The organism is Veillonella sp. VA142 (assembly GCF_003992135.1).
Classification (GTDB): Bacteria; Bacillota; Negativicutes; order Veillonellales; family Veillonellaceae; genus F0422.
Genome location: NZ_RQVN01000004.1, coordinates 1 through 26,106, shown reverse-complemented (window position 1 = coordinate 26,106; position 26,106 = coordinate 1). Strand labels below are relative to the sequence as shown.

At 39.5% G+C, this 26,106-nt stretch carries 29 protein-coding genes; all 29 read left to right on the top strand.

The window, feature by feature from the left end; translation table 11 throughout:
* The first annotated feature begins 5 nt into the window (after window positions 1-5).
* The 29 genes from EO117_RS02685 to EO117_RS02550 all read left to right on the top strand — a co-directional run bounded on the left by EO117_RS02685 (window position 6) and on the right by EO117_RS02550 (window position 25,769).
* Window positions 6-986 (top strand): hypothetical protein, encoded by a 981-nt coding sequence (locus EO117_RS02685; protein ID WP_126938974.1) that lies wholly within the window; start codon window positions 6-8, stop codon window positions 984-986.
* Window positions 987-1,003: 17 nt separating this feature from the next.
* Complete coding sequence (locus EO117_RS02680; protein ID WP_126938973.1) at window positions 1,004-1,453, top strand: OmpH family outer membrane protein; 450 nt, start codon at window positions 1,004-1,006, stop codon at window positions 1,451-1,453.
* Window positions 1,454-1,483: 30 nt separating this feature from the next.
* Complete coding sequence (lpxD, locus tag EO117_RS02675; protein ID WP_126938972.1) at window positions 1,484-2,515, top strand: UDP-3-O-(3-hydroxymyristoyl)glucosamine N-acyltransferase; 1,032 nt, start codon at window positions 1,484-1,486, stop codon at window positions 2,513-2,515.
* Between the two features lie 23 nt (window positions 2,516-2,538).
* Entirely contained in the window at window positions 2,539-3,438 is a 900-nt protein-coding gene (locus EO117_RS02670) for a lysophospholipid acyltransferase family protein (RefSeq protein WP_126938971.1), read from the top strand.
* Window positions 3,439-3,451: 13 nt separating this feature from the next.
* Window positions 3,452-4,282 (top strand): UDP-3-O-acyl-N-acetylglucosamine deacetylase, encoded by an 831-nt coding sequence (lpxC, locus tag EO117_RS02665; protein ID WP_126938970.1) that lies wholly within the window; start codon window positions 3,452-3,454, stop codon window positions 4,280-4,282.
* A gap of 1 nt (window position 4,283) precedes the next feature.
* Window positions 4,284-4,718: a 3-hydroxyacyl-ACP dehydratase FabZ gene (gene fabZ, locus EO117_RS02660; protein WP_009353694.1), complete on the top strand. Its 435-nt coding sequence runs from the start codon at window positions 4,284-4,286 to the stop codon at window positions 4,716-4,718.
* Between the two features lie 26 nt (window positions 4,719-4,744).
* Window positions 4,745-5,557: an acyl-ACP--UDP-N-acetylglucosamine O-acyltransferase gene (lpxA, locus tag EO117_RS02655; RefSeq protein ID WP_126938969.1), complete on the top strand. Its 813-nt coding sequence runs from the start codon at window positions 4,745-4,747 to the stop codon at window positions 5,555-5,557.
* Between the two features lie 143 nt (window positions 5,558-5,700).
* Window positions 5,701-6,525 carry an LpxI family protein gene (locus tag EO117_RS02650; RefSeq protein WP_126938968.1) on the top strand — a complete coding sequence of 275 codons (825 nt, stop codon included), beginning with the start codon at window positions 5,701-5,703 and terminating at the stop codon, window positions 6,523-6,525.
* A gap of 2 nt (window positions 6,526-6,527) precedes the next feature.
* Window positions 6,528-7,664, top strand: coding sequence for a lipid-A-disaccharide synthase (gene lpxB / locus EO117_RS09325; protein ID WP_206168583.1), 1,137 nt, complete (start codon window positions 6,528-6,530; stop codon window positions 7,662-7,664).
* A complete protein-coding gene (gene msbA, locus EO117_RS09320; RefSeq protein ID WP_206168582.1) occupies window positions 7,665-9,392 on the top strand; it encodes a lipid A export permease/ATP-binding protein MsbA in 1,728 nt (575 codons plus the stop codon). It begins immediately after the preceding gene.
* Window positions 9,393-9,395: 3 nt separating this feature from the next.
* Window positions 9,396-10,700 (top strand): 3-deoxy-D-manno-octulosonic acid transferase, encoded by a 1,305-nt coding sequence (locus tag EO117_RS02640; protein WP_126938967.1) that lies wholly within the window; start codon window positions 9,396-9,398, stop codon window positions 10,698-10,700.
* A 61-nt stretch (window positions 10,701-10,761) separates the two neighbouring features.
* On the top strand, window positions 10,762-11,889 hold the full coding sequence (gene lpxK, locus EO117_RS02635) for a tetraacyldisaccharide 4'-kinase (RefSeq protein WP_126938966.1): 1,128 nt from the start codon (window positions 10,762-10,764) through the stop codon (window positions 11,887-11,889).
* A 1-nt stretch (window position 11,890) separates the two neighbouring features.
* Window positions 11,891-12,622, top strand: a complete 732-nt coding sequence (kdsB, locus tag EO117_RS02630) for a 3-deoxy-manno-octulosonate cytidylyltransferase (RefSeq protein WP_126938965.1) — start codon at window positions 11,891-11,893, stop codon at window positions 12,620-12,622.
* 26 nt (window positions 12,623-12,648) lie between these two features.
* Window positions 12,649-13,467, top strand: a complete 819-nt coding sequence (gene kdsA, locus EO117_RS02625; RefSeq protein ID WP_126938964.1) for a 3-deoxy-8-phosphooctulonate synthase — start codon at window positions 12,649-12,651, stop codon at window positions 13,465-13,467.
* A gap of 27 nt (window positions 13,468-13,494) precedes the next feature.
* A complete protein-coding gene (locus EO117_RS02620; RefSeq protein WP_126938963.1) occupies window positions 13,495-14,466 on the top strand; it encodes an SIS domain-containing protein in 972 nt (323 codons plus the stop codon).
* Window positions 14,466-14,987, top strand: coding sequence for an HAD family hydrolase (locus EO117_RS02615; protein WP_126938962.1), 522 nt, complete (start codon window positions 14,466-14,468; stop codon window positions 14,985-14,987). The genes EO117_RS02620 and EO117_RS02615 overlap by 1 nt, the downstream gene beginning before the upstream one ends.
* A gap of 13 nt (window positions 14,988-15,000) precedes the next feature.
* The gene (locus EO117_RS02610; RefSeq protein WP_126938961.1) at window positions 15,001-15,930 is read left to right on the top strand and encodes a lysophospholipid acyltransferase family protein; all 930 of its coding nucleotides are present in this window, start codon (window positions 15,001-15,003) and stop codon (window positions 15,928-15,930) included.
* On the top strand, window positions 15,917-16,447 hold the full coding sequence (lptC, locus tag EO117_RS02605; protein ID WP_126938960.1) for an LPS export ABC transporter periplasmic protein LptC: 531 nt from the start codon (window positions 15,917-15,919) through the stop codon (window positions 16,445-16,447). Before EO117_RS02610 ends, lptC begins: the two co-directional genes overlap by 14 nt.
* An 11-nt stretch (window positions 16,448-16,458) precedes the next feature.
* Window positions 16,459-17,193, top strand: a complete 735-nt coding sequence (locus EO117_RS02600; RefSeq protein WP_126938959.1) for an LptA/OstA family protein — start codon at window positions 16,459-16,461, stop codon at window positions 17,191-17,193.
* 9 nt (window positions 17,194-17,202) lie between these two features.
* A complete protein-coding gene (gene lptB, locus EO117_RS02595; RefSeq protein ID WP_126938958.1) occupies window positions 17,203-17,922 on the top strand; it encodes an LPS export ABC transporter ATP-binding protein in 720 nt (239 codons plus the stop codon).
* 8 nt (window positions 17,923-17,930) lie between these two features.
* Entirely contained in the window at window positions 17,931-19,022 is a 1,092-nt protein-coding gene (locus EO117_RS02590) for an LptF/LptG family permease (RefSeq protein ID WP_126938957.1), read from the top strand.
* 169 nt (window positions 19,023-19,191) lie between these two features.
* Window positions 19,192-20,373, top strand: a complete 1,182-nt coding sequence (locus tag EO117_RS02585; protein WP_126938956.1) for a DUF3084 domain-containing protein — start codon at window positions 19,192-19,194, stop codon at window positions 20,371-20,373.
* A gap of 10 nt (window positions 20,374-20,383) precedes the next feature.
* Window positions 20,384-20,806 carry a hypothetical protein gene (locus tag EO117_RS02580; RefSeq protein ID WP_126938955.1) on the top strand — a complete coding sequence of 141 codons (423 nt, stop codon included), beginning with the start codon at window positions 20,384-20,386 and terminating at the stop codon, window positions 20,804-20,806.
* Between the two features lie 11 nt (window positions 20,807-20,817).
* The gene (locus EO117_RS02575; RefSeq protein ID WP_126938954.1) at window positions 20,818-21,687 is read left to right on the top strand and encodes a YitT family protein; all 870 of its coding nucleotides are present in this window, start codon (window positions 20,818-20,820) and stop codon (window positions 21,685-21,687) included.
* Window positions 21,688-21,734: 47 nt separating this feature from the next.
* A complete protein-coding gene (gene lepB / locus EO117_RS02570; RefSeq protein WP_126938953.1) occupies window positions 21,735-22,337 on the top strand; it encodes a signal peptidase I in 603 nt (200 codons plus the stop codon).
* Window positions 22,338-22,376: 39 nt separating this feature from the next.
* Window positions 22,377-22,949, top strand: a complete 573-nt coding sequence (cobO, locus tag EO117_RS02565; RefSeq protein WP_256359678.1) for a cob(I)yrinic acid a,c-diamide adenosyltransferase — start codon at window positions 22,377-22,379, stop codon at window positions 22,947-22,949.
* Window positions 22,950-23,148: 199 nt separating this feature from the next.
* Complete coding sequence (locus EO117_RS02560; protein WP_126938951.1) at window positions 23,149-23,544, top strand: class II SORL domain-containing protein; 396 nt, start codon at window positions 23,149-23,151, stop codon at window positions 23,542-23,544.
* Between the two features lie 272 nt (window positions 23,545-23,816).
* Entirely contained in the window at window positions 23,817-25,046 is a 1,230-nt protein-coding gene (locus tag EO117_RS02555; protein ID WP_126938950.1) for an aspartate kinase, read from the top strand.
* 27 nt (window positions 25,047-25,073) lie between these two features.
* Window positions 25,074-25,769, top strand: a complete 696-nt coding sequence (locus EO117_RS02550) for a TVP38/TMEM64 family protein (protein ID WP_126938949.1) — start codon at window positions 25,074-25,076, stop codon at window positions 25,767-25,769.
* Window positions 25,770-26,106: the final 337 nt, after the last annotated feature.

Sequence of the window (26,106 nt, the reverse complement as noted above, 5' to 3'; positions counted from 1 at the left end):
TTCAAATGAAAAAAGGACCTATCTTTGCTTTTATAGGTATACTTGTATGTGCTGCTGGTATCGGTGGATATTATGGACACCAGCAATCGAAGTCAATACAAGAACCACGGATTGGGGTTGTACGCCTGCAAGATGTGGTGGAAAAACATCCAAACTTTCACAATTATGATGAACAAAAAAAAGAATTGTTACGACTAGAGGCGCAACGGGATAGAGAGGATGAACTTCTCAAATCTAAGTTAAGTACTGAAGTGGACAAATCTGAAGAGCATCTGAAAGAGTTAGAGTCAAATTTAACAGAAAGTTTGAATCGTGAGCTACAAACAAAAATTGCCTTGCGTGAATCTGAGCTAAATCAAGAGTTAGCTGGTAAACAACGGACATTGATTGAACAGTATCGCAAAAACTACAAAGTAGAACCTAATGAAGCAGATATAGAAATTGTGAATTTACAATTATGGTTAACAACTGAAATGAATATGAAACCGATTGATGATGTGCAACATCAACGTTGGGAAACTCAAAAGCGTAAAAAAGAACAGCGTTTATCAGAACTATTGGCACAGCGGAGTCAAGGTTTGAGTGGTTTGGAGCGATGGAAAGATATTGAATCTAAAGTGGCAGAAGCCATGGCACCAGCTCGTGTAGAAGCACAAGAAAAGTTAAGTGTCTATGCTACGGAGCAGGCAAAAGCTATGGGTGCACAGAAAGAACGTTCCATGAAAGGACTAATGGATTCTCAGCAAGAGGTGCTAGCGAAGGTTCGTCACGATGGTACCACATTGTGGGATGCGGAGTGGGAACAACGGTTGGCACAAAAACGGGACGAAGTACAGGCCCTACATGATGCTATTCTAGAGGATATTCGAGTTCGTGCAGGTGTCTTGGCGCGAGCTAAGCAACTTGATTTGGTACTAGTGGATCATATTACGGATCGGACTGGCATGGATTTAACGGATGAGATCATTCAATCGTATGGACAATAAAGGAGTAAAGTAAAGTAATGAAATCAATGTGGAAACGTATGGCTACAGGAGCTATGATGGTATGTGCATTAGGATTGGTTGCTGGATGTGGTACAACTGATAAAGTAGGTGTGGTAAATACTGAAAAATTAATACAAGAGAGCCAAAAAGCAAAAGATATTAATAAAGAAATGGAAGCTAAACAAAAAGAAGTGACAGATCGCTTAGCTCAAGTACAAGGCACACAAACAGAAGACCAATTCCATCAAACACAAATGAATGCTCAACAAGAGTTACAAATTTTCGGTCAAGCAAAAGGTAAAGAGTTTAAAGCTTATGTGGAATCTAATATCCAAGCAGTAGCTAAAGAAAAAGAATTGACTGTAGTAGCTAATGATCAAGCGATTGTAAGTGGTGGTATTGATATTACAGAGGATGTGCTTAAAAAAATGAACGAAGGCACTACTTCTGCAGAAACTAATAAATAATACGATAGTGATAAGTAAGGAGGCTTCAGAGTGAAGTTTTCATTAGAAGATCTAGCCAAATTGGTTGGGGGTACCGTATATGGTGATGGTTCTATTAGTATTGAAGAAGCCCGTAGTTTAGATCAAGGGGCAGAACATGCTATCAGCTTTGCTATCGGCGATTATAGAGAGTTTGCAAAAGATAGTAAAGCAGGGGCATTGTTGGTGGATGCAAAAATTGAAGATTGCACGATTCCTCAAATCGTAGTGTCCAACGCAAAAGCTGCCTTTGCTAAACTGTTAGAAGTATTCCATCCTCCTGTGGTATTTCCAGAGGGGATTCATGAAACGGCTATTATTGGCAAGAATGTTACAATCGGTGAAAATGTAAGGATTGGACCCTATTGTGTAGTTTATGATAACGCTATCATTGGTAATAATGTAACTTTACATGCCTACGTGTATATTGGACATAATGTACGTATTGGAGAAGGTACGACGATATATGCAAGTTCTGTTGTACATGAAAATTGTATATTAGGAAAACGAGTTGTTTTGCGGGCTAATGCTGTTGTAGGTGGAGAAGGTTTTGGTTTTGCCACAGAAAATGGTAAGCATACACATATTCCACAAGTAGGTAATGTAATCCTAGAAGATGATGTGGAAGTAGGCTCTTGTTCTTGTATTGATAATGCAACAATGGGTTCGACTTTAGTACGCCGTGGGACTAAAATTGATAATTTGGTTCACTTAGGTCATAATGTGGAAATCGGTGAAGATTGCTTCTTGATTGCCCAAGTTGGCATCGCTGGTAGTACAAAATGTGGTAATCACGTAATCTTTGCGGGGCAAACTGGTTGTACGGGGCATATTACAATTGGTGACAATGTTACCTTTGCCGGTAAAACTGGCATTACTGGTAATGTACCATCTAATGGATTATATGCTGGATTCCCAATGCGACCACACAAAGAATGGTTGAAATTGGCGGCTTATGAGAGTCGTCTGCCAGATGTGGTAAAACAAGTGAAAGCATTGGAAAAAGAATTAGCTCAATTGAAAGCTAAATTAGAAGAAAAATAGGTGTAAGTATGTTATATACCTGTATGAAAATATTAAGTGCTATCATCTGTGCCTTGCCGTATCGCATGCAATACGGTATTGGATGTATATTGGGGCAGTTGGGATGGTTGTTTACACCGGCGAAGCGGAAACGATTGGCCATCGGTCAAATTATCTTTTGTCGCATTACGGATGATCTAGAAGAGGCGAAACGCATTGCTAAAGCTAGTGTGACTCGTTTTGGACGCATGATTGTTGATGTCTTGAGATATCCAGAAATTAAAGATGGGAAATACAAAGAGATGTTCACTATGGAAGGGCGTGAATATCTAGAAACTGCTAGAGAAGATGGAAAAGGTGCTGTTGTTATAGCTCTCCATAGTGGAAACTGGGAATTACTAGGAGGCATTTTGGCATCAGAAGGCTATCCTTTGATTTCAGTGGCCATGCAACAACAAGGCGATGCGGATAAATTTATTAACGAATACCGCGAGCTGATGCACCAACATGTAACTTATAAAACAGGTGTACGTGAAATGGTGAAAGAATTACAAAAAGGTTCTTTTATTGGTCTTATTATGGATCAAGACCCAGGAGATAAGGGGCAGTTAGTGCCATTTTTCGGCTACGAAACTTTGACCCCTGTGGGGCCTGCTGCGATGGCCCGTATGCAAGATGTACCCATTATTCCGATTACGATTCGTTTCAACGAATATACGGAAAAGCATGAAATCACAGTGCATCCTCCAGTATATGCGGAGAAGACGGAAGATCGTAAGCGTGATATTGCTGTTACATTAACGATGCTTAATGAATGGTTAGAAGATTATATAAGACGATATCCAGAAGATTGGTTCTGGCTCCACAACCGTTGGAAATGGACACGTCGCTTTTACGGTGATACTATAGAAGTACCACCAGATGTAATGAACAAAAAGCTCTAGAAAGGAGGTCCTTATGAAACAACAAACAATTTGTAAAGCCATTAGTTATGAAGGGGATGGATTGCACAGTGGCTTACCTGTGAAAATGCGTATCCTTCCTAGTGGACCTAATACAGGAATTACTTTTATACGTACAGATTTGCCAGGTACTCCTTCTGTAAAAGCAGATATCCGTAATGTAACCAATACGATGCGTGCTACTACCTTAGAAGATGGAGAGGCAAAAGTATTTACAGTAGAACATATTTTGGCTGCCTTCTATGGTATGGCTATTGATAACTGTATCATTGAGTTGAACTCACCAGAACCTCCCATAGCAGATGGTGGCTCAGCTACATTTGTACAACTCATCAAAGAGGCTGGCATTGTAGAACAAGATGTAGAACGTCGTATCTATACTGTGCAAAAATCCCATGGCATCTATGAAAAAGATAAATTTATTATTATCCGTCCGTATGATGGATTCCGGGTGACTTTCACAAGTATTAATAGCCACCCTATGCTAGGTACGCAATATGCAGATTATGAAATTAATCCTGATGTATTTGCTACGGAAATTGCACCAGCTAGAACGATTGGCTTTACAAATGAAATAGAACAATTACAAGCGATGGGACTAGCAAAAGGTGGATCTACAAAAAATGTGATTGTCTATGATGATACAACCTGCTTATCAGAACTCAATTTCCCTGATGAATTAGTACGTCATAAAATTTTAGATATATTAGGCGATTTATTCTTAGTAGGCCATTTGAAAGGCCATATTATTGCTGTTAAATCGAGTCATAACTTAAACTCGCGATTAAGTCGAGAAATTTTGAAAGAAATGCAAGAGGAGGCATAACATGATTCTTACAATTGAAGAAATTATGGAAATTCTACCACACCGTTATCCATTTTTATTGGTAGATCGTATTATTGAAATGGAACCAATGAAACGTGCGGTAGGTCTTAAAAATTGTACATTCAATGAACCACATTTCATGGGTCACTTTCCAGGTAACCCTGTGATGCCTGGCGTATTGATTACAGAAGCCATTGCACAAGTTGGTGGTATTGCACTCTTGTATCCTGAAGAAAATCGTGGCTTAACACCAATGTTTACTGGGATTGATAAAGTGCGTTTCCGTCATCCTGTAAAACCTGGTGATCAAGTACGTATCGAGGCTGATGTGGTAAAAATCAAAGGCCGCATGGGTAAAGTAGAAGGCCGTGCGTATGTAGGCGATAAATTAGTGGCAAGTGGTGAGTACATGTTCGCCTTAGTGAAACCAGAATAACTTTCAAAATGTAAGGAGTGACACAGATGATCGTAGTTGGCATGGAAAATGCAACATCTGAAATTCATAGTACTGCAGTCATACATCCAGATGCAAAGATTGGTAAAAATGTTATTATTGGTCCTGGTGCAGTCATTGGAGAACATGTTGAAATCGGAGATGGGACAAAAATCGGCGCTAATGTAGTCATTGGTGGCTGGACAACGATTGGTAAAAATAATGAATTTTTCCCAGGTTGTGCTATCGGTTTAGAACCACAAGACTTAAAATTTAAAGGTGAAAAAAGTTATTGCATCATTGGCGATAATACAGTAATTCGTGAATTTGTAACGATTAGTCGCGCTACTGGCGAAGGTGAAGAAACGCGAATTGGTAACAATTGCTTGTTCCAAGCGTGTACTCACGTAGCGCATAACTGTATCGTTGGCAATAATGTAATTATGAGTAACTGTGCAGGCCTTGCAGGTCATGTAATCGTAGAAGATCGGGTTGTCATCGGTGGCATCGCCGGGGTCCATCAATTTGTAAAAATTGGACGTAATGCTATGGTGGGTGGTATGGCGAAAGTTGTACAAGATATCCCTCCTTATGTGATTGCGGATGGACAGCCAGCACATGTAATTGGACTAAACTCGGTGGGTCTTGCGCGTGCGGGTGTATCTGAAGAAGTACGTCGTGAATTGAAGAAAGCATTCCGTATTATTTATCGCAGTGGTTATAGTTTATCTAAAGCCATTGAAGAAATGGAATTGAACTTAACATCCTCTGTTGAGATTGAACATATGCTACGTTTCTTGCGCAATGCCGATCGTGGTATTATGCGTGTACGCAGAGATTAATAAGAAATTAAAATACATGGTGAAGGTATATGACATATGCTTTTGCCATGTATTTTTTGTTGTGAACTTTCATGCCATTTGTCCCCTTTATGTGATATAATATAGATTAGGATTTTTATAATTAAAAGTTAGTGGGAGGCGTTATGGCGAAAGTAGGATTGATTGCAGGGATTGGAAATCTGCCAGTTGAATTTATGCGAGCAGCTCAACATGAAGGCTATGAAGTTGTGGCCATATCTGTTGTGACTGATGGTGCTCCTGAATTGCAAGCAGAGGCCGATGCATACTACCAAATCAGCGTCTTTAAATCAGATACAGTGATTAAAACATTCCTCAAAGAGGGTGTAACAGATGTGACGATGTTAGGTAAGGTGACAAAGGAACATCTCTATAAAAAGATAACAACCATTCCAGATATGCGTACCATCAAATTATTGAATCGTTTGCGGAATCGTAAAGATGATACCATCATGTTGGCCATCGTGGATGAACTAGAAAAAGAAGGTCTATCTGTAGCAGATCAAACAAAATATATGCGCTCTCTTATGCCTCCTGTGGGTGTGATGACAACTCGAAAACCAACAGAGATAGAGCAACTAGATATTGAATTTGGCTTTGCCTTAGCGAAACAAATGGGTGCACTTGATATTGGTCAAACCGTAGTAGTGAAAGAACAAGCGGCGATGGCCATAGAAGCCATTGAAGGAACAGATGCTTGTATCGTACGTGGAGGCACATTGGCTTGTGAAGGGGCTGTGGTGGTAAAAACTGCAAAACCTAATCAAGATGTACGCTTTGATGTTCCAGCGGTAGGTATGAAGACCTTAGAATCTATGATTAGTAGTAACTGTAAAGTGTTAGCTATGGAAGCAAAACGGACGATTTTTGTGGAACAAGAAGCAGTGCTGCAAAAAGCAAATGAATTAGGGATCGTAATCTGTGCCGTAGAAGGGCCGGATGAGGAGTAAACATGAAGATTATGTTTTCTGCTGGTGAAGCATCAGGAGATACGCACGGCGCCAGTGTGGCGAAGGCTTTATTGGAGAAATATCCGGAAGCACAGCTATTTGGTATGGGCGGAGATTTGATGAAACAAGCTGGTGTGGATATTATTTATGATATTCAGCAACTAGGGTTTATCGGCATCGTTGAAATACTAAAACATTTACCTACCTTTTTTAAACTTCGCAGTTTCTTAAAAGAAGCTATGCTACGAGAAAAGCCAGATGTGTTGGTGTGTATTGACTATCCAGGTTTTAACATGAAGCTAGCTAAGGTGGCAAAAGAATTACATATCCCTGTGGTGTACTACATTGCGCCAACCATTTGGGCTTGGAATAAAGGCCGAGGTAAGGATATCGCCAAAACAGTAACAAAAGTAGCCTCTATTTTTCCTTTTGAAGCGGAGGCATATCGTGAATTTGGCGTAGATGTGGAATTTGTAGGAAATCCTTTAGTAGATATTGTGCATCCTACTATGTCCTATGAATCAGCTCTTGCTCATTTTGGTGCAGATACAACAAGTCGCAATATTCTCTTGATGCCAGGCAGTCGCAAACAAGAAGTAGAAGGGTTATTACCTACCATGTTAACAGCAGCTGAACGGTTATATGAGAATCACAAAGATTTGAAATTTTTCTTGCCACGAGCACATACTATACCAAGAGAAGATATTGATAGAATATTACAAGCTTATTCTGTGCCAGTTACTGTTACAGAAGGTTATAACTATGATTTGATGCAGATTTGCACTGCTTGCATTGCTGCATCTGGAACAGCGACCTTGGAAACAGCATTAATGAATGTGCCTACGGTGTTAATTTATAAAGTGGCGTCTCTTACTTATGTAATTGGTAAACTATTGGTGAATATTGACCATATTGGATTGCCTAATATTATGGCGAAACGGCGCATTATTCCTGAGTTATTACAAGGGGAAGTGACGCCAGAAAATGTAGAACGAGAACTAGCTAATATCTTAGACCATGAGGCAGTATATACGCAGATGAAAGCTGATTTAGCGCAAGTGAAAGTAGAATTAGGGGCACCGGGGGCGGTGCAACGTGTCGCTGATGTCATTGCATCAGTAGCAATGAAGGAGGCATAAATGAATCGTTATAAACAACTATTGGCGTTTGTACTGCCATATAGGATGCGACTCATCTTAGGTGTATTTTGCATGATTGCAGCAGCCATGGGATATTTAATAGTACCATGGTTAATCCGAAATGTAGTGGATGGTGTACTGCAAGATAAAGATTTAGGACTGTTAACATTAATTGTTATTGCTATCTTAATCATTTTCTTGCTACGCGGATTTGCTACGTATGGGCAGAACTATACGATGGCCTATGTAGGGCAACGAGTGGTTATCGATATACGTGAAACCTTGTTTAAACACTTGCAACTACTAGATCAAGCTTATTTTGACCGCCGTAAAACAGGGGTCATCATGAGTAATGTAACGAGTGATGTAGGTGCTTTACAACAAGCGATTGTAGATAATCTGATTTCTTTTATGACAGAAGGGGTTACCTTAGTAGGGTCTTTAGTATTCATGTTTTATTTGGACTGGAAACTATCCTTTCTAACATTGATTATTGTGCCTGTTGTATTAGGATTGACCAATATTTTTGGTAAAAAATTGCGCTCTGCAGGTCATGAGGTACAAGGAAGAACGGCTGATATTACGGCCTTTTTACAAGAAGTTATCTCCGGTGTACGTGTGATTCGTTCTTTTGCACGTGAGAAGTATGAACTTAACCGCTTTGAACAAGAGAATCAAAATAACTTTGACGCTGCTATGAAAGCTACAAAATTAACAGCTGTCATGGGACCTATGGTGGAATTTGCAGCGGCCATAGCGGTAGTAATTATTTTATGGTATGGGGGATATTCTGTAGTACAAGGCTATATTACAGCTGGATCTTTAATTGCATTCTTAATTTATGCCATCAACCTATCAAATCCTGTGAAACGCTTAACGCAAGTCTATGGTAACTTGCAAAAAGCCATGGCAGCAGGAGATCGTGTCATTGATATTCTAGAAACAGAACCGCACGTGAAAGAATCCCCAACGGCAAAAGCATTAACGGATGTACAAGGAACTGTAGAATTCGACAATGTACAATTTGCCTATGATGAGGATAATTTGGCATTGAAAGGTGTCAATTTAATGGTAAAACAAGGGAAAACCGTAGCGATTGTAGGCCCTTCTGGAGCTGGTAAATCAACGATAGCCAATTTGTTACCACGTTTTTATGATGTGACTAGCGGAGCTATTCGTATTGATGGTGTAGATGTGCGAGATGTAACATTTACGTCCTTACGAGAAAATATTGGTTTAGTACCGCAGGATACGATGTTATTCAATGCGACTGTACGTGAAAATATCTTGTATGGTCGTCTAGATGCAACAGACGAAGAAATCATTGCTGCAGCTAAAGCGGCGAATGCTTATGAATTTATCGAAAAATTACCAAATGGATTTGATACAGTAGTAGGAGAACGTGGTAATTCCTTGTCTGGCGGTCAACGTCAACGCATTGCCATTGCTCGTGCCATCTTGAAGAATCCTAGTATTTTAATCCTTGATGAGGCTACATCAGCCTTAGATACTGAAAGTGAAAAAATTGTACAAGAAGCATTAGAACGATTAATGAAAAATAGAACGGCTTTAGTGATTGCTCATAGATTGAGTACGATTAAACATGCCGATCATATTGTGGTCTTACAACAAGGTTGTGTTGTAGAAGAAGGCACACATGATGAATTATTAGCGTTGAATGGCTTGTACAGTCATTTATATTCTGTTCAATTTACCGGAAAAGGATAAACTATGTACTGGATATATAATATACTTCTCATTATCTATTGGATTGGCTTGATACCGGTGATTCTCTACCGTTTGGCCTTTGAAGAGGGATTCTACGAGCGTATAAAACAAAGTGCGGGATTCATGCCGAGCACATTGATGAAAAAAATAGAGGGCAAGCGTGCTATATGGTTACATGCAGCATCTGTGGGAGAAATTGTAGCGACAAGTCCTTTGGTGAAAGATATTAAAAAGAGCTTTCCTGATGCAGTAGTAGTTGTATCCGTAGTTACTGCTACGGGTCATGCTATGGCACGACGTATCATACCAGAAGCAGAAGGAATTATTTTCTTTCCTCTGGACTTACCTTTCTTGACACGAAGAATCTTGAATATTATAAAACCTATCGCTATTTTACTGGTAGAAACAGAAATTTGGCCTAATTTCCTTCGTATTGCAAAAGATGAAGAAATTCCAGTTATGATGGTGAATGGTCGTATTAGTGATCGCTCTATGTCACGATATATGCATATTAAATCGTTCATGCACGATATGTTAGGCTCTATTGATCGCTTTTGCATGCAATCAAAATTAGATGCGGAATACATTTCTGTACTAGGTGCGAATGTGAAAGAAGTGACTGTCACAGGAAATACCAAGTATGATCAAACCTACGCAACGGTTACAGATGAAGAAAAAGAACAATTACAACATGAGTTTGGCTTTGGACATAATCATCCCATCATTGTGGCAGGTAGTACTCATAAAGGGGAAGAAGATAAACTATTTCAGGCTTTCAAAGAAATTTTGCGATCCTATCCTAATGCGAGATTGCTCATAGCACCTCGCGAAATTATGCGTGGTAATGATGTAAAAGCATTATCTCAAAAATATGGGCTGAAAGCGATTTGCCGAAGCACGATGACAGAACCTGTACATGAAGAAATTCCAGTGGTGATTTTAGATACTATTGGTGAGTTAGGTCGTCTGTATAGTTTAGGGGATATTATCTTCGTTGGAGGCTCCTTGGTCAAAACGGGAGGACATAATATTTTGGAACCAGCTGCTCATGGCAAGCCAATTATTGTGGGACCGCATATGTTTAACTTTAAAGAAATTTATAGTTTATTGAGTTCCCGTGGGGCTTGTACGATGGTACATGATGAAAGAGAGTTATTAGAAATATTGCAAACTTTGTGTGCGAATGAAGTTATGCGAGAAGAAATGAGTCGTCATTGTTTGGAAGTGGTTAGCGAAAATCGTGGTGCTACACAGCGCAACACAGAAGAGTTACGACGCCTCTTTGAACGCTTTCATATTGTTCCTTAATCGGTTCATCTTAGTTTTAATGTCCTAGGCTATACTAGAAGGATACGGAGGAGGTTTACTCATGAAAGGAGAACAACTCTTTAAACATATCATCAGCGGACAGATGCAAGGCTCTTTGGGAGATGCTCTTCGTGGTGGTTTAGAAAAGGCTAGTAAGGTCTATGAAAGAGTCGTGGAATATCGCAATGAACGGTATAACCATCCACATAGAGTGTTACATATGCCAGTGCCAGTCATTAGTATAGGCAATATTACAGTTGGTGGTACAGGTAAAACACCGATGGTGCGATACGTGTGTGAGGTATTGGATACAGACCAACATACAGTGAGCGTTTTAAGTCGTGGATACAAAGCGGACAATAATAAAAAATCCATCGTCGTATCTAGACAAGGGTCAGTAGATGTGTCTTCTTTTATCAGTGGTGATGAAGCGTGGTTATTAGCTAAAACATTACCGAATGCAAATGTCATTATTGGCTCTAAACGAGTGGAGTCAGCTAAGATTGCTGTAGACGATATGCAATCTGATGTACTTGTTTTAGATGATGGCTTTCAACATCGTGCCTTGGGCCGTGATGCAGATATTGTGTTGATTGATGCCAGCCATCCATTTGGCTATGGTGCGGTGTTGCCAAGAGGGTTGCTACGAGAACCTTTGACAAATTTGAAGCGAGCTACTTATATTGTGTTAACGAAAACGAATCAAGTAGATACTGAACAACTGGAAGCACTCCGTGAAGAGATTCATTCTTTAGTACCTCTCGTTCCTGTAGCAGAAACCATTCATCAAACGATAGGTTTTCAAACCTTGGAAGAATGGAGTCATAATGGACCGATTCATGATATTAGTGACTATGATGGGACTCCTTTATTAGCGATTAGTGGTATCGGACAACCGAGCTCTTTCATTTCTAATTTGAAAGGTTACGGGTTCACTGTACAGGATATGATGAGTTTTGGTGACCATCATGATTATAGTGAAGAAGATGTTGTGAAACTGTGGCAACATTGTTTTAAAACAGGGATTCAAGGTATTATTACAACGGAAAAAGATGCAGTGAAATTATCTCAAGTACGTGCGATTAAAGATTTGAAGATTCCTGTCTATGTATTAGTGATTGGTATCGAATTTACCAAAGGTGAAGACGATTTTAAATCCTATGTGTTGCAAATAGCAAAGGGGAAATAATATGCGTATAGCTTGTATTATTCCAGCGCGCTATGGATCTACACGATTACCGGGTAAACCCTTAGCGATGATTGGTAACAAACCAATGATTCAACGGGTCTATGAGCAAGTGTCGAAAGCTACGGAAATCCATGAGGTCATCGTGGCTACTGATGATGAACGAGTGCATGATGCTGTTACCCAATTTGGTGGACAGGTGATGATGACAAGAACTGACCATTTGACGGGCACTGACCGCTTAGCGGAAGTGGCATCTGTAAGAACAGATATTGATGTGATTATCAATGTGCAAGGCGATGAGCCACTCATTGATGCATCCCTTATCGATGCATTGGCACGTCAATTTAAAGAAGACCCAACCCTACAAATGGGAACCGTAGGCTGTCCTTTGTTAGAAGAAGAATACAATGAGCCTAGTGCGGTGAAAGTCATCGTGAATCGACTAGGGAATGCTATGTATTTTTCTCGCTCATTAATTCCTTATCCTAGACATGCATTTGTGGTGCCACCACTCAAGCATGTAGGTATGTATGGATATAATCATCAGTTCCTATTAACGTATGCTAAGATGGAACCAACACCAGCAGAATTAACTGAATCCTTAGAACAGTTACGAGCTCTAGAAAATGGATATACCATTCGGGTGATTCCTACAGATCAACGTTTTGTGGGAGTAGATACCCCAGAAGATTTAGAACGAGTGAATGAAATATTTCACCAATTAGAAGCATAAACGATTTCGTTTAGAGAGGAGATAGTATGAAAACAGTACAAGTAGGCAACCTCACACTTGGTGGAGGCAAAGGCTTATTTTTATTAGCAGGTCCTTGCGTAATAGAGGGCTATGAACGCACATTAGAGATTGGTCGCCGTGCCAAAGCGATTTGTGAAAAAGTTGGTATTCCATATGTGTTCAAAGCTTCTTTTGATAAAGCCAATCGATCGAGCTATTCTTCCTTCCGTGGTCCCGGCCTCGTAGAAGGTTTAGAAATTTTGAAAGCCATCAAAGAAGAGTTACAAGTACCAGTGGTAAGTGATATCCACGATATTACTCAAATTGAACCAGCTGCAGAAGTGTTGGATATTCTTCAAATTCCGGCTTTCTTATGTCGCCAAACTGACTTGGTATATGGAGCAGCAGCGACTGGAAAATGCGTGAATGTGAAAAAAGGCCAATTCATGGCACCTAAAGATATGAGCAATGTGTTGAAGAAAATGGAAGAATCTGGCAATCAAAATTTGATGCTTACAGAACGTGGTTTTAGCTTCGGCTATAACAACTTGGTGGTGGATATGAGATCCTTCCCAATTATGCGTTCCTTTGACTATCCAGTTATCTTTGATGCTACACATTCCGTACAATTACCAGGTGGGGCAGGCACAGCATCATCTGGTCAACGTGAGTTCGTGGCTAATTTAGCACGTGGTGCGGTAGCGAGCGGCGTGGATGGATTGTTCTTTGAAGTTCATGATAACCCAGAAGAAGCACTTTCAGATGGACCAAATATGTTATATTTAGATTCTCTAGAAGAATTATTAACTGATTTAGTGGCTATCGACAAAATCGTAAAAAAATAGTACAGATGTAAAGGATGCAGGTGAACTATGAAGATACTTGAACGGGCATCACAGGTGCTCCAAGAAGAATCAAAAGCAGTGTTAGACTTAATTGAAACATTAGACCATCGTTTTGAAACAGCAGTAGAGTTAATCTTAGCCTCTAAAGGACGCGTGGTCTGTACAGGTATGGGAAAATCTGGACATATTGCACGAAAAATTTCGGCTACATTGGCAAGTACCGGTACACCTGCATTATTTTTACACCCTGGTGAAGGGGTACATGGCGATTTAGGTATGGTTACATCTAATGATGTAGTACTGGCTTTCTCCAATAGTGGGGAAACTAGTGAAGTCATTAGTTTATTACCATCCTTACGTCGAATTGGAGCTAAATTAATTTCTGTAGTGGGTAATCCAAGTTCTACATTGGGAAAAAATTCTGATGTAGTTTTGGTGGTATGCGTAGACAAAGAAGCATGCCCTTTAGGATTAGCACCTACAAGCAGTACTACTGCGGCATTGGCATTGGGAGATGCCTTAGCAGTGTGTTTACTAGATCAACACAAATTTACTCCAGAAAATTTTGCTGTATTCCATCCAGGTGGTTCCTTAGGTCGTAAATTATTGCTAACCGTAGAAAATATTATGCATAGTGGAGATGATAATCCCATTATTCATAAAGGGGCTACTGTACAAGATGCTTTATTTGTAATGACTAATAAAGGCCTTGGAGCAGCGAATGTAGTAGATGAAGAAGGTAAGTTAATCGGTCTTGTAACAGATGGCGATATTCGCCGTGGTTTAGATTCTGGATGCAATTTTCTAGTGTGGTCTGTAGAAGATATGATGACAAAATCTCCTCGTACTATTACAAAGGATAAATTGGCAGCAGAAGCTCTTCACATGATGGAGAAAAATCAACCTCGTCCTATTACCGTTTTACCAGTTGTTGGTTATGATGGAACAAGCCTTGGGTTAGTACATATTACAGATTTGTTGCGAAGAGGCATTGTGTAATGGCAATACGTTGTTTAGTTTTAGATGTAGATGGAGTTCTTACGAAAGGTGAGATTACTTATACATCTAGTGGAGAAGAAATCAAAGCGTTCCATGCAAAAGATGGATTAGGATTAGCCTTAGCACACCGGATGGGATTGCAAACAGCCATTATTACTGGGCGTACATCTCTCATGGTAGAGAGACGAGCAAAAGAGTTAAACATTTCTCATATTCAAATGGGAAGTCATAATAAGAGTGCAGGATTACAAGAACTCTTACATACATTGGAGTTGGAGGCTCATGAAATAGCCTATATGGGTGATGATCTCAATGACTTAGGCATCATGTCTAAGGTGGGGTTAGCTATGACACCACTAGATGGTGTACCAGAGATAAAAGAAGTAGCTCACTATATCTGCCAAGCCAAGGGTGGTGAGGGAGCAGTGCGTGAAGCAGTTGAGTATATTTTAAAACGAGAAGGACTTTGGGAGGATGCGGTACGCACATATCGTGAAGAATCCTACCAAGCAGGTCAGTAGAAAGGAGGCTTTCATGGCGGGAGAATGGCAATATACAGCATTAAAGACGATTAGTAAATTAGTTTGTGCATTACCCTATTCTACAATCTTATCCATTGGAGCATCTCTAGGACCTTTATATAGATTAGTAGGTAAAAAACAGGTCAAACGAGGATTACACAATCTGATGATTGGCCTTTCCATAGATGAAAAAGAAGCAGATGCCATATTAGGACGACTCTTTAAAAACTTGGGACGTTCTGTTATGGAAACACTATATATGCCTAATTTGACACCTGAGTTCATAAAAGAACATATAGAAATGCGTGGGCTAGAGCATCTAGATGCAGCCATGGCAGAAGATAAAGGTGTTGTCATATTGACGGCTCATGTAGGCAATTGGGAATGGATGGGCGCAGCCTTAGCGGCTCATGGGTATCCGTCCACAACGATTGTAAAAAAACAACCGAATGCTCAATTCACAAGATTGATGAACGAATACCGAGAAATGGTGGGATTAGAAGTATTTGCTCGTGGTGGTTCTGAAATGAGAGGCGCTGCACAAGCGATGAAAGCAAAGAAACTGTTAGGCTTCTTGGCGGATCAAGATGGATGGTATACAGGATTGCCGGTGATGTTCTTAGGACAAGATTCATCAGCGGTTACAGGACCAGCTTCATTTGCAAAAAAATTCAAAGCGCCTGTTGTACCAGTCTTTGCATCTCGTAAAAAGGATGGACACATTGTTCATGTTTTGCCAGCACTCCATTATAAAGATACTGGTGATGTTGAAAAAGACGTGTTCCGTCTCACTGAAGAAACTGTTAGGATAACAGAATCTTTTATTAGAGAGCATCCTGATGAATGGCTATGGTTCCAACATCGGTGGAATACTAAAATTCATGAAATTACGGATATTGAACATAAGCTACAAGTGAGGGAGGCAGTGCATGAAGAACAATAAAAAACTTCTCCTCACAATTGTGATAGGTGCTTTAATTCTTTTAGGTTTAGGATACTTCTTATATGGTGGTACAGATATAACATCGGTGGGACCATCGGGTAATTCTATCAGTTTTAATGGTACGGAACTAAAAGAAGAAAAAAATGGACAACTCATATGGTCTGTAAAAGCTGAGAAGATTAGCCTTGATCAAACTACAAAGGTTATAACCTTAGAAAATGTGACAGGTACTTTTCATAAAGATGGAACAATACTGACTGTAAAAGCCCCTAAAGGTTTGGTATCTAAAGACCATGGACAAATTACTTTATCTGGTGGTATCGAGGCTACCTCTAATAAGGGAGCTAGTCTTCATACAGAAGGGCTAGAATATACAAGTAAGGAACAGCTATTTAAGTCCACTTCTAAGTTTACTTATACTGATGCAGATACTACATTAGAGGGAGATGCATTAGAAGGAGATATGATTTTGCAACAAGTGACAGCAAAAGGTCATGCTAAATTAATTCGCAAGTAGGAAGGAAATTCATGAAACTACAACGTTTACTCATGACAGCTCTTATGGGTGGTGTTATGATGATTCCCGTATGGGCAGCGACAACGGACACAGATCCTGCTGGTAATGGAAAGATAATGATTACTGCCGATCAGTTGACATATGATGGTATCAGTGGTCGTGCAGAAGCCAAAGGCAGTGTGGTGATTACAAAAGATGATAAGACCATGACAGGTGCCTCTGGTTGGTACAATACAAAAGATGAAGAAGGATTTTTAACTGGTGGCGTGAGTATGATTGGTAACAATATGTCCATGGCAGCTAGTGAAGTACATGTCTTACACAATCATCAGTTTGATGCCACTGGAAATGTACATCTACAAAAAGATGATCGTCAATTGTTCGGCAATCAAGTGAATTATAATACAGAAACCGGTTATGGCGAGATTAATGGACATGGACAATTGGTGATGTCAGATAATATATTGACAGGTGAACATATTACGGCGTATACCAATCAAATATCTGCGACAGCTAATGGGAATGTAACCTTGTCTAGTACCAGTCGTAACGTTAATGCTACAGCAAATGAAGCTGTATACACACAAACGCCAAATCAAAATGATGGGGTTGCTTATTTAAAAGGGAATGCTAGAGCGGTACAAAATGGTAATATTTTAGAAGCCCCAGAGTTAAAAATTGAACTTAGTGATAATAGTGCGGAAACGCTCGGTGGGCGTAGTACACTAATCATTACTCCAAAGTAAGGAGCATTTATGTTTATACAAACAAAGGATTTAATAAAAACCTATAAATCAAGAAATGTAGTGGATAAAGTGAGTGTCCGTGTTGAAGAAGGCGAAATTGTAGGATTGTTAGGTCCAAATGGTGCTGGAAAGACGACTACTTTTTATATGATTGTAGGGGTAGAAAAACCGACTTCAGGGAGCATTTATATTGGTGATGTAGATGTGACTCGCATGCCGATGTATAAACGCTCTGCTTATGGTATAGGATATTTGCCACAAGAGGCATCTATCTTCCGTAATTTAACAGTAGAAGATAATATTTTAGCCATGTTAGAAACCACCAATCTTTCTAAAGCAGAACAGAAGGATACAATGGAATCTTTGCTAGAAGAATTTCATATCACCCACGTGCGAGAACGCTTAGGCATTCAGTTGTCTGGTGGTGAGCGCCGTCGTGTAGAAATTGCTAGAGCCATTGCTTTAAAACCTAAATTTATATTGCTAGATGAACCTTTTGCAGGGGTTGACCCTATTGCAGTAGCAGACATTCAATCCATTATACGCCATTTGAAAGATCGTGGTATTGGGGTGCTCATTACAGATCACAATGTACGTGAAACCTTGGGGATTGTAGATAAAGCGTACATCTTAAATAGTGGTACGATTTTATTAGAAGGCACCGCTGATGAAGTGGCTACTAGTGATGTAGCCCGTAAGTTTTACTTAGGTGATGATTTCCGAATGTAGGAGTGGGTATGAGAATTTTAGATAAATATATATTGAAAGCTTTCATAGGGCCATTCCTGTTTGGTATTTTTGCGTTTACTAGTATTTTTATTGGTACGGGAACCTTATTTCGGATTGCGCAATATATTACAGAATACGGTGCTAGTTTGTGGTCTGTAACAAGAGCATTTTTACTGGCATTACCGAATATCGTAATATTGACCTTCCCTATGTCTGTCTTATTGGGCTCTTTGATGACATTTGGCCGATTAAGTGGTAGTAGTGAAATTATTGTTATGCGTGCAGGTGGTCAAAACTTCTTGCGTTTGGCTACACCAGTGTATATTATGGCTTTTTTAATTTCTCTTTGCTCTATTGCGTTTAATGAATATGTGGTGCCAGCAGCGAACCATGCGTATCAAACGATTATTCGCGAGGAAATTATGAAACGTGCTACACCACAAACACAAGAGCATATTGTGCTGAAAACCTTGGCAGACAAAAAGATTAATACCTTAATGTATGCAGGTAAATATGATAGTTCTAGTAAATTGTTATCTGATATTACGGTACAACAATTTACGGATGGGCAAGTGACGCAAATTGAACGTGCTAAAACAGCGAATTGGAATGGACAATACTGGATTATGCATGATGGTACTATTTATGATATCAATGCATCTGGTGAAGGTATTGATCGTACATTAAAGTTTGAAGAGCAAGTATTGCCAATTACACAAGATCCAGATAAAATTAGTCGTTCTCAGCGTAAACCAGAAGAGATGACCATCAAAGAGATTAGACAGCAAATCAAAGCGATGGAAGCTACGGGTGGAAAGATTACAGAATGGCAAATGGAAATGTATCAACGTTTCACCATTCCTGTAGCTAGTTTTATCTTTGCCTTAGTAGGAGCGCCATTAGGATTGCAAAAACAACGGTCTAGTTCGTCTATAGGATTTGGTATTTCAGTATTGGTTATCTTCATTTACTATGGGGTTATGACATTGTCAGGTGCCTTAGGTAAAGGAGGGGCATTACCTCCGTTGTTAGCGGCTTGGATTCCTAATATGCTAGGTGTTATAGCAGGCTTATATTTAAACTGGAGAGTATCTAAATAAGAGAGTATAGGGGTAGCATCACTAATCGAGTAGGTGGTGCTACTCTTTTATCGCTACATGAAACGAAGTATATCGAGACATTTTCTTGTATAAGCATTGTAGTGTACTAGGGATTTTGATATACTAAGTAAAGATATAGGACTAGTATTTGACATTGAGGTATACGGCTATGTTAGTGGGACTACGGATCCTCCTCATTATTACTATTATGGGGGGATTAATTGCATTTTTAGGCGATAAAATAGGTACAAAAGTAGGGAAACGGCGCATGAGTTTGTTTGGGTTACGTCCTAAGCATACTTCTATCATTGTAACGATAGTAACGGGTATTTTGATTTCCGCCGCCACTTTAGGGGTACTTAGTATTGCCTCTAACAATGTGCGTACGGCTTTATTTGGTATGGATAAACTGAAAGCCCAGATGGTACAACTTTCAGCAGATATTGATCAAAAGACGAAAGCATTACAACAAAGTAATGATGAATTGAATCAAAAAAATAAACAATTACAAAAGGTACAAAGTGATGTACAAGCAACGGAGCAAGAATTAGAAGAAACACGTAGTGCGTTAGCAAGTATGGGCGACCAATTGGTATCTATCCAAGATGCCTATGGGGAAGCAGAACATAAGTTAGTGGCATCTAATTCTGAAGTGGGTCGTTTGGAAGAGGTACGGGCTCAACTAGAAAGTCATGTGCAAGACTTACAATTGACAACTAAACAATTAGAAGATGGTATCAATCATGTGCGTGAAGGAAATGTTGTTTTCCGCAATGGAGAAGTGCTATCTCAAGCGGTCATTCGTCCTGGACTAGGGGAAGTAGAAAGTATGGCGGCATTAACTAGTTTCTTGAAGGATACGAATCGACTCATTTTAAATCGTTTCCAAATGGAAGAGGAAAAAACAGTGATTTATGTTAGCCGAGATAATTTGAATGAGATAGCAAAATTAGTCGCTGCTACAGATAAGCCATTGATGATTCGTGTCACAGCATCTGCCAACATTATATATGGAGAGCCAGCGCTGGCAGAAATTCATGCGTATCCTCATGATATGATTTTCAAAAAAAATACTGTTCTTTGGTCATCCGTGATTGATGGAGGCAAGAGTGCGCAAGATCAAGTGTTGGCATTCTTAAAAGATGTCAATGGGGAAGCGAAGAAACAAGGTGTATTACCAGATCCAATTACTGGTGAAGTTGGCTCTTTACCAGGAAATGAATTATTTGCTACTATTCGTAAAGTAGAAGATCAACGGGGCCCTGTACGATTAGAGGCTGTTACAAGAGAGGATACTTTCACTAGTGGACCTGTACAAATTATGTTGCGCGTCATTCCCATGAATGAGTAAGGAGTGAATGATGGCATTAGAACCATATGTATTGGCGATTGACCCGGGGCGGGATAAAACAGGCGTTGCTATTCTTACGGATACAGCGCAATTAATGATGATGGATATTGTGCCTACCGATTCCGTAATGTGTGAATTACAATCTTTACTAGCTATGTATCCAACGACATCCGTATTAGTATGTGGGAATGGAACCAATCATAAAGCAGTAGGGACCATTGTAAAAAATATAGCAGAAAAACAGGGAAAAGAATTTAACTTTGTCAATGAAAAGCATACTACAGAAGAGGCAAGGCGTCGCTATTTTGAAATACATCCACCTACAGGGTGGCGAAAATTAGTGCCAAAAGGCATGTTATATCCTCCAGTTCCTGTAGATGATATTACGGCATGGATTATTGGAGAACGTTGGTTAGTAACAAATAAGGAGTGAGTATCCGAAGGATGAAAGAACACAAAAGCAGAAAACGAAAATTAATAGATATGGCTATGCGATACTGTATGATGATTATCGGGGCTGCCATCTATACCTATGGACTAGATGTATTTCTAGTGCCTAATCATTTAATTGATGGTGGCGTTGTAGGTATTGCCTTAATGGCAAGTAATCTATCTGGAATCTCATTCAGCGTGCTTGTGATGTTAATTAATCTACCATTTTTGTACGTAGGATATATGCAAATTGGTAAAAGTTTTACTATATCCACCTTATTTGCTATAGCATGTATTTCTGTATTTTCTGCTTTCATGCATTATCTATCGCCTATTGTGAATGACCCTTTGTTGGCCGCAGTATTTGGTGGAATTATTCTGGGGCTCGGAGTAGGTATTATTATACGAAATGGTGGGTCTTTAGATGGATCTGAAATTGTAGCTATCATCTTTGATAAGAAGAGTTCTTTTTCCGTAGGTGAAATCGTAATGTTCTTGAACTTTTTTATTTTAGGTGCGGCAGGTTTTGTCTATGATTGGAATAGTGCCATGTACTCTTTGATTGCCTATTTTGTAGCCTATAAAATGATGGATTTAGTCATTACAGGTGTAGAAGAATCTAAAGGAGTTATGGTTATCACTGATAAATCGGAAGAAGTGGCCGATGTAGTGATGCATCGTTTAGGACGTGGCGTTACATTACTATATGGGGAAGGGGCGTATACAAAGACTCCGAAACGTATCATTTATTGTGTTGTGACGCGGTTGGAATTAACAAAATTGAAAGATATTATTTACGAAGTGGATGATAATGCTTTCATCACTATCAATGATGTACATGATGTATTCGGTGGTCAGTTCGGCAAAAAATCAATTCATTAATTGATACAAGATGCGTAGTATTACGTATTCTTAGAATAGGAGGATCTATGGAAAAAGATACAGCTATAGGCAGTCAAATTTTGAAAGAAGCTCGTGAATGGCTACAAGCTATTGTTGTAGCTCTTATTGTAGCCATGTTAACGCATATATTTATTGTGCAACCTACGAGAGTATCCGGTGAATCCATGGAGGATACCTTGCATAATGGGGATTTCTTGTTAATTAGCAAATGGTCTCATGTGATGCGAAATATACCTAATTACGAAGATATTGTCATCATTGATAGCCGAGTACAACGAGAACGTTCTTGGAAGGATGATGCGATGGAGCCTTTGATGAATTATGCTAGTGTAGTGGTGCCATCTTTGCAAGGTCATGATGTGTGGGTTAAACGTGTTATTGGTCGTCCAGGTGATACATTGGAATTTAAAGAAGGCCATGTGTGGAGAAATGGTACCAAACTAAATGAAACGTATACTAAAAAAGAGACTATGAAGTTTGAACGGTCTTTGCCGATTACTGTGCCGGAAGGGCATGTATTTGTGATGGGAGACAATCGTAATCATTCTTCAGATAGCCGTTTCATTGGATTTGTACCAGTGGACCATGTACTTGGTAAACTAGCGTACCATATACGGAATCCATTCTAAGTATAATCTAATATAATTTTGGGAATCCTGTGCCTTGGCATGGGATTTCCATATATCCAAAGAAAGGTGGAGAGACAGATGGGTGAAGGTTTAATCTTAGTTAACACGGGAGATGGTAAGGGCAAGACAACAGCCGCTTTAGGGGTAGCATTGCGCTCAGCGGGATGCGGTAGAAAGGTACTTATTTTGCAATTTATTAAAAGTGGTGCTAATTATGGTGAATTAGCAGGTATTGATTTATTACCGACTGTAGAGATTCGATCCATGGGAAAAGGCTTTATCTTTCATAAGCAAGAAGAATCAGAAGAAAAAATGAAAGAACATCAACAAGCAGCCAAAGAAGCATGGGCTATGGTGGAAAGGGAAGTGAAGTCTGGCCAATGGGATTTGATTATCCTTGATGAAATCAATTATGCCATTCATTATGGGCTAGTTGATGTAGAGACAGTAGTAAATTTGCTACAAACAAAACCTGAGAATTTAGACATGATTTTAACAGGTCGTAACGCACGCCCAGAGATTGTTGAATTGGCGCATACAGTAACGGAAATGAAAGTTATTAAGCATGCCTACCAACAAGGGATTAAAGCAAAGCGTGGTATCGAGTTTTAGCTTAGGCGGTTTAAGCATGAGTTTGACTATTAGATATTGTGGAAAATAGAATGCCTATGCAAAAACCACATCGAAAAACTTAAAAATAGTTCTTGCGTAAGTGAAAAAAAACAAGTACAATAATAGTGTACTAATTTAGTGCTTTACATGGAAAGGTTTCCATGTTTGGATATGATATTAATTCAAGGGGGTTATACCTATGGCTATCACAAATTATGTAAAAACAGCTGAATTTGCAACAGAAAAACACGTTCCAGTAATCACAGCACCTGATACTGTAAAAGCTGGTGAACGCGTAGTCATCGAATTAGAAGTGGGTAAAGAAATTGCTCATCCTAATACAGTAGAACATCATATTTCTTGGATCAAATTGTATTATGTAGAAGAAGGCACACAACTTCCGTATGAAGTAGCTCGTCTTGAGTTCAATGTACATGGTGAAGCACCTACAGGCGCTAACGAAGGTCCTGTACATGCAGAAGCAGCTGGAGTTGTTACAGCATCTTTCAAAAAATCTGGTCGTTTGATTGCAACTTCTTACTGCAACATCCATGGCTTGTGGGAATCCGAAAAAAATATCGTTGTAGAAGGCTAATTTCAGATTAGACATATAACTGAATCGGTTATGATAAGGACTGTTGACCCTTTAGGGGAAGCAGTCCTTTATTAATATTGCCTAAAGAGGTTACATAGCCATAAATTGGTGTATAGTATAGTGAAAATGTATATAAGAATATCTACTATAAAAAGACAAATGTATGATATAAATAGTAAAATATTATAAAAATCCTTTACTTTAGTAGCGTAGTATGGTAGATTAGTATAGATATTATTTTATACTTTGTATCTTATAAATGAGGGATTGCAGTGGCATTAATTGTGAAAAAATTTGGTGGTAGCTCTGTAGCGACGCCTGAAAAAATATTTAACATTGTAAATCGCGTGTTGCGTGACAAACAACCAGAGGATCGTATTGTGGTAGTTGTTTCTGCTATGGGCGATACAACAGATGAATTGGTGAGTTTAGCGAAAGAAGTAACCTCTATGCCGTATGGTCGTGAAATGGATCGTCTTCTTTCTACGGGGGAGCAAGTAACGATTGCATTGATGGCACTGGCATTCCAAGCAAAAGGTCATGCAGCGGTGTCTATGACAGGCGGGCAAGCAGGTATTGCTACCAGTGATACGTTTGGTAAAGCACGTATTTTAGATATTGAACCGAAACGTGTACTAGATGCCTTAGAAGCGGGTAATATTGTGGTCGTAGCTGGTTTCCAAGGAATGACGGAAGCAGGGGATATCACTACATTAGGACGTGGTGGTTCTGACACGACAGCAGTGGCATTAGCAGGTGCTATGCAAGCTGATGTATGCGAAATCTTTACAGATGTAGATGGTGTATACTCCACAGATCCACGGGTGGCACCAGGGGCTGTTAAACTGAAAGAAATTACCTATGGCGAAATGCTAGAAATGGCGCGCTTAGGAGCAGGTGTTATGCAACCAAGAGCGGTAGAAATGGGACATCGGTATGGGGTACCAATACATGTACGATCTACTTTCAGTGATGAAGAAGGCACGATAATTCGAGAGGAGTATACAATGAAAGCAAATCAATACGCTATTACAGGCGTTGCAGATGATACAAATGTAGCAAAAGTAAGTCTTGTAGGGGTTGAAAATATCCCAGGTGTGGCACATCAGGTGTTCCAAGCGTTAGCTAATGAGAGTATCGACGTAGATATGATTGTACAAAGTATCCGCACCACAGATGATAAACGAACAGATATTGTTTTTACCATTACACGTGATGATGTGAACTTAGCCAAAAAAGTACTTGAGGAGCTTGGTCAATCCATGTCTATCGAGGAGTGTGTGATTAATGAAAATATGGCAAAAGTATCTATCGTTGGTGCTGGTATGTTGGGGCAACCAGGGGTAGCAGCAAAAATGTTTGGTATTTTATCTGACGAAGGTGTGAATATCGAGATTATCAGTACTTCTGAAATTAGTATTTCTTGCCTTATCGGAGAAGAACACATCAAAACAGCAGTTCGTGCAATCCACGATAATTTAGTACTCGATGGTAGAGGTTAAGTAACGACTAGTAAAGAAGGTATGGGAATGAATGATAAGAAAAAGGAACGATACATACAACTGGGGTTGTTGAGTGGACTCGTAGTACTAGGACTACTAGTGTACATCCTTGTTCCTGGTTTTTATGATGACATGTGGGAATTAATCCTTTCTGGGGATGTACAACGTATGGCGGACGTATTACAATCCTATGGCCCGTGGGCGATGGTGATTAGCTTTGTTCTAGATGTGCTCATCAATGCGTTGGGATTTTTACCATCCATCTTCTTTTCCACAGCCAATGGATTGCTGTTTGGTGTAGTGCCAGGAATTATTATCTCTTGGCTAGCAGAAACGGTGGGAGTAGTACTGAGCTTTATGATTATGCGCTACATCTTGCGAGATACAGCGCATAAGGTCATTGAAAAAAGTGAATTTTTACTGAAAGTGGATGACTTTAGCGGTAAAAATGGATTGGTGATGATGCTTTTTGCTCGTTCTATTCCATACTTTCCAAGCGGTATCATTACTGCTTTGGGGGCCATTAGCCAAATTTCTTTGCGCGATTACATTATCGCCAACTTGGTAGGGAAATTCCCTTCCACAGCACTAGAAGTCATCGTCGGTCACGATGCGGTGCTATTACAAGATAACTTAGGCCGCTTAACCGTGGTGATACTCATTGCGTCGGTGATTTATTTCCTGTTGTGGAAAGGATACCAACGGTGGGCGAAACAGAGGTAATTAAAATGGCTCTTTGTCAAATGTGGGGGATACTCATATAAAGAGTTCTTAGCACGAGCTATGAAAATAGCTGGTGCTATTCTTTTTACTTAATAAAAGTATACGAACTCTGAAACATTCAAAATGAGGGTTATAGGATAAAATGGGTTGGTTTTAATAGCAGGGGCTGTAACAAAATAGCCCATAAATAAAATAGAGGAAAGTTAATCAAAAACTATCAACTTTCCTCTATTTTTTATACTTTTAATAGGCAAAAGGGTCCCGAAGGACCCTTTTCATTGGTATAATGTAATTATGAACAAAACCAATACCAATGCATATCATTATACCAAATTGG

Coding starts and splice junctions, on each gene's coding strand:
- EO117_RS02685 (WP_126938974.1), top strand. CDS start 6: ATGAAAAAAGGACCTATCTTTGCTTTTATAGGTATACTTGTATGTGCT.
- EO117_RS02680 (WP_126938973.1), top strand. CDS start 1,004: ATGAAATCAATGTGGAAACGTATGGCTACAGGAGCTATGATGGTATGT.
- EO117_RS02670 (WP_126938971.1), top strand. CDS start 2,539: ATGAAAATATTAAGTGCTATCATCTGTGCCTTGCCGTATCGCATGCAA.
- lpxC (WP_126938970.1), top strand. CDS start 3,452: ATGAAACAACAAACAATTTGTAAAGCCATTAGTTATGAAGGGGATGGA.
- fabZ (WP_009353694.1), top strand. CDS start 4,284: ATGATTCTTACAATTGAAGAAATTATGGAAATTCTACCACACCGTTAT.
- lpxA (WP_126938969.1), top strand. CDS start 4,745: ATGATCGTAGTTGGCATGGAAAATGCAACATCTGAAATTCATAGTACT.
- EO117_RS02650 (WP_126938968.1), top strand. CDS start 5,701: ATGGCGAAAGTAGGATTGATTGCAGGGATTGGAAATCTGCCAGTTGAA.
- lpxB (WP_206168583.1), top strand. CDS start 6,528: ATGAAGATTATGTTTTCTGCTGGTGAAGCATCAGGAGATACGCACGGC.
- msbA (WP_206168582.1), top strand. CDS start 7,665: ATGAATCGTTATAAACAACTATTGGCGTTTGTACTGCCATATAGGATG.
- EO117_RS02640 (WP_126938967.1), top strand. CDS start 9,396: ATGTACTGGATATATAATATACTTCTCATTATCTATTGGATTGGCTTG.
- lpxK (WP_126938966.1), top strand. CDS start 10,762: ATGAAAGGAGAACAACTCTTTAAACATATCATCAGCGGACAGATGCAA.
- kdsB (WP_126938965.1), top strand. CDS start 11,891: ATGCGTATAGCTTGTATTATTCCAGCGCGCTATGGATCTACACGATTA.
- kdsA (WP_126938964.1), top strand. CDS start 12,649: ATGAAAACAGTACAAGTAGGCAACCTCACACTTGGTGGAGGCAAAGGC.
- EO117_RS02620 (WP_126938963.1), top strand. CDS start 13,495: ATGAAGATACTTGAACGGGCATCACAGGTGCTCCAAGAAGAATCAAAA.
- EO117_RS02615 (WP_126938962.1), top strand. CDS start 14,466: ATGGCAATACGTTGTTTAGTTTTAGATGTAGATGGAGTTCTTACGAAA.
- EO117_RS02610 (WP_126938961.1), top strand. CDS start 15,001: ATGGCGGGAGAATGGCAATATACAGCATTAAAGACGATTAGTAAATTA.
- lptC (WP_126938960.1), top strand. CDS start 15,917: ATGAAGAACAATAAAAAACTTCTCCTCACAATTGTGATAGGTGCTTTA.
- EO117_RS02600 (WP_126938959.1), top strand. CDS start 16,459: ATGAAACTACAACGTTTACTCATGACAGCTCTTATGGGTGGTGTTATG.
- lptB (WP_126938958.1), top strand. CDS start 17,203: ATGTTTATACAAACAAAGGATTTAATAAAAACCTATAAATCAAGAAAT.
- EO117_RS02590 (WP_126938957.1), top strand. CDS start 17,931: ATGAGAATTTTAGATAAATATATATTGAAAGCTTTCATAGGGCCATTC.
- EO117_RS02585 (WP_126938956.1), top strand. CDS start 19,192: ATGTTAGTGGGACTACGGATCCTCCTCATTATTACTATTATGGGGGGA.
- EO117_RS02580 (WP_126938955.1), top strand. CDS start 20,384: ATGGCATTAGAACCATATGTATTGGCGATTGACCCGGGGCGGGATAAA.
- EO117_RS02575 (WP_126938954.1), top strand. CDS start 20,818: ATGAAAGAACACAAAAGCAGAAAACGAAAATTAATAGATATGGCTATG.
- lepB (WP_126938953.1), top strand. CDS start 21,735: ATGGAAAAAGATACAGCTATAGGCAGTCAAATTTTGAAAGAAGCTCGT.
- cobO (WP_256359678.1), top strand. CDS start 22,377: ATGGGATTTCCATATATCCAAAGAAAGGTGGAGAGACAGATGGGTGAA.
- EO117_RS02560 (WP_126938951.1), top strand. CDS start 23,149: ATGGCTATCACAAATTATGTAAAAACAGCTGAATTTGCAACAGAAAAA.
- EO117_RS02550 (WP_126938949.1), top strand. CDS start 25,074: ATGAATGATAAGAAAAAGGAACGATACATACAACTGGGGTTGTTGAGT.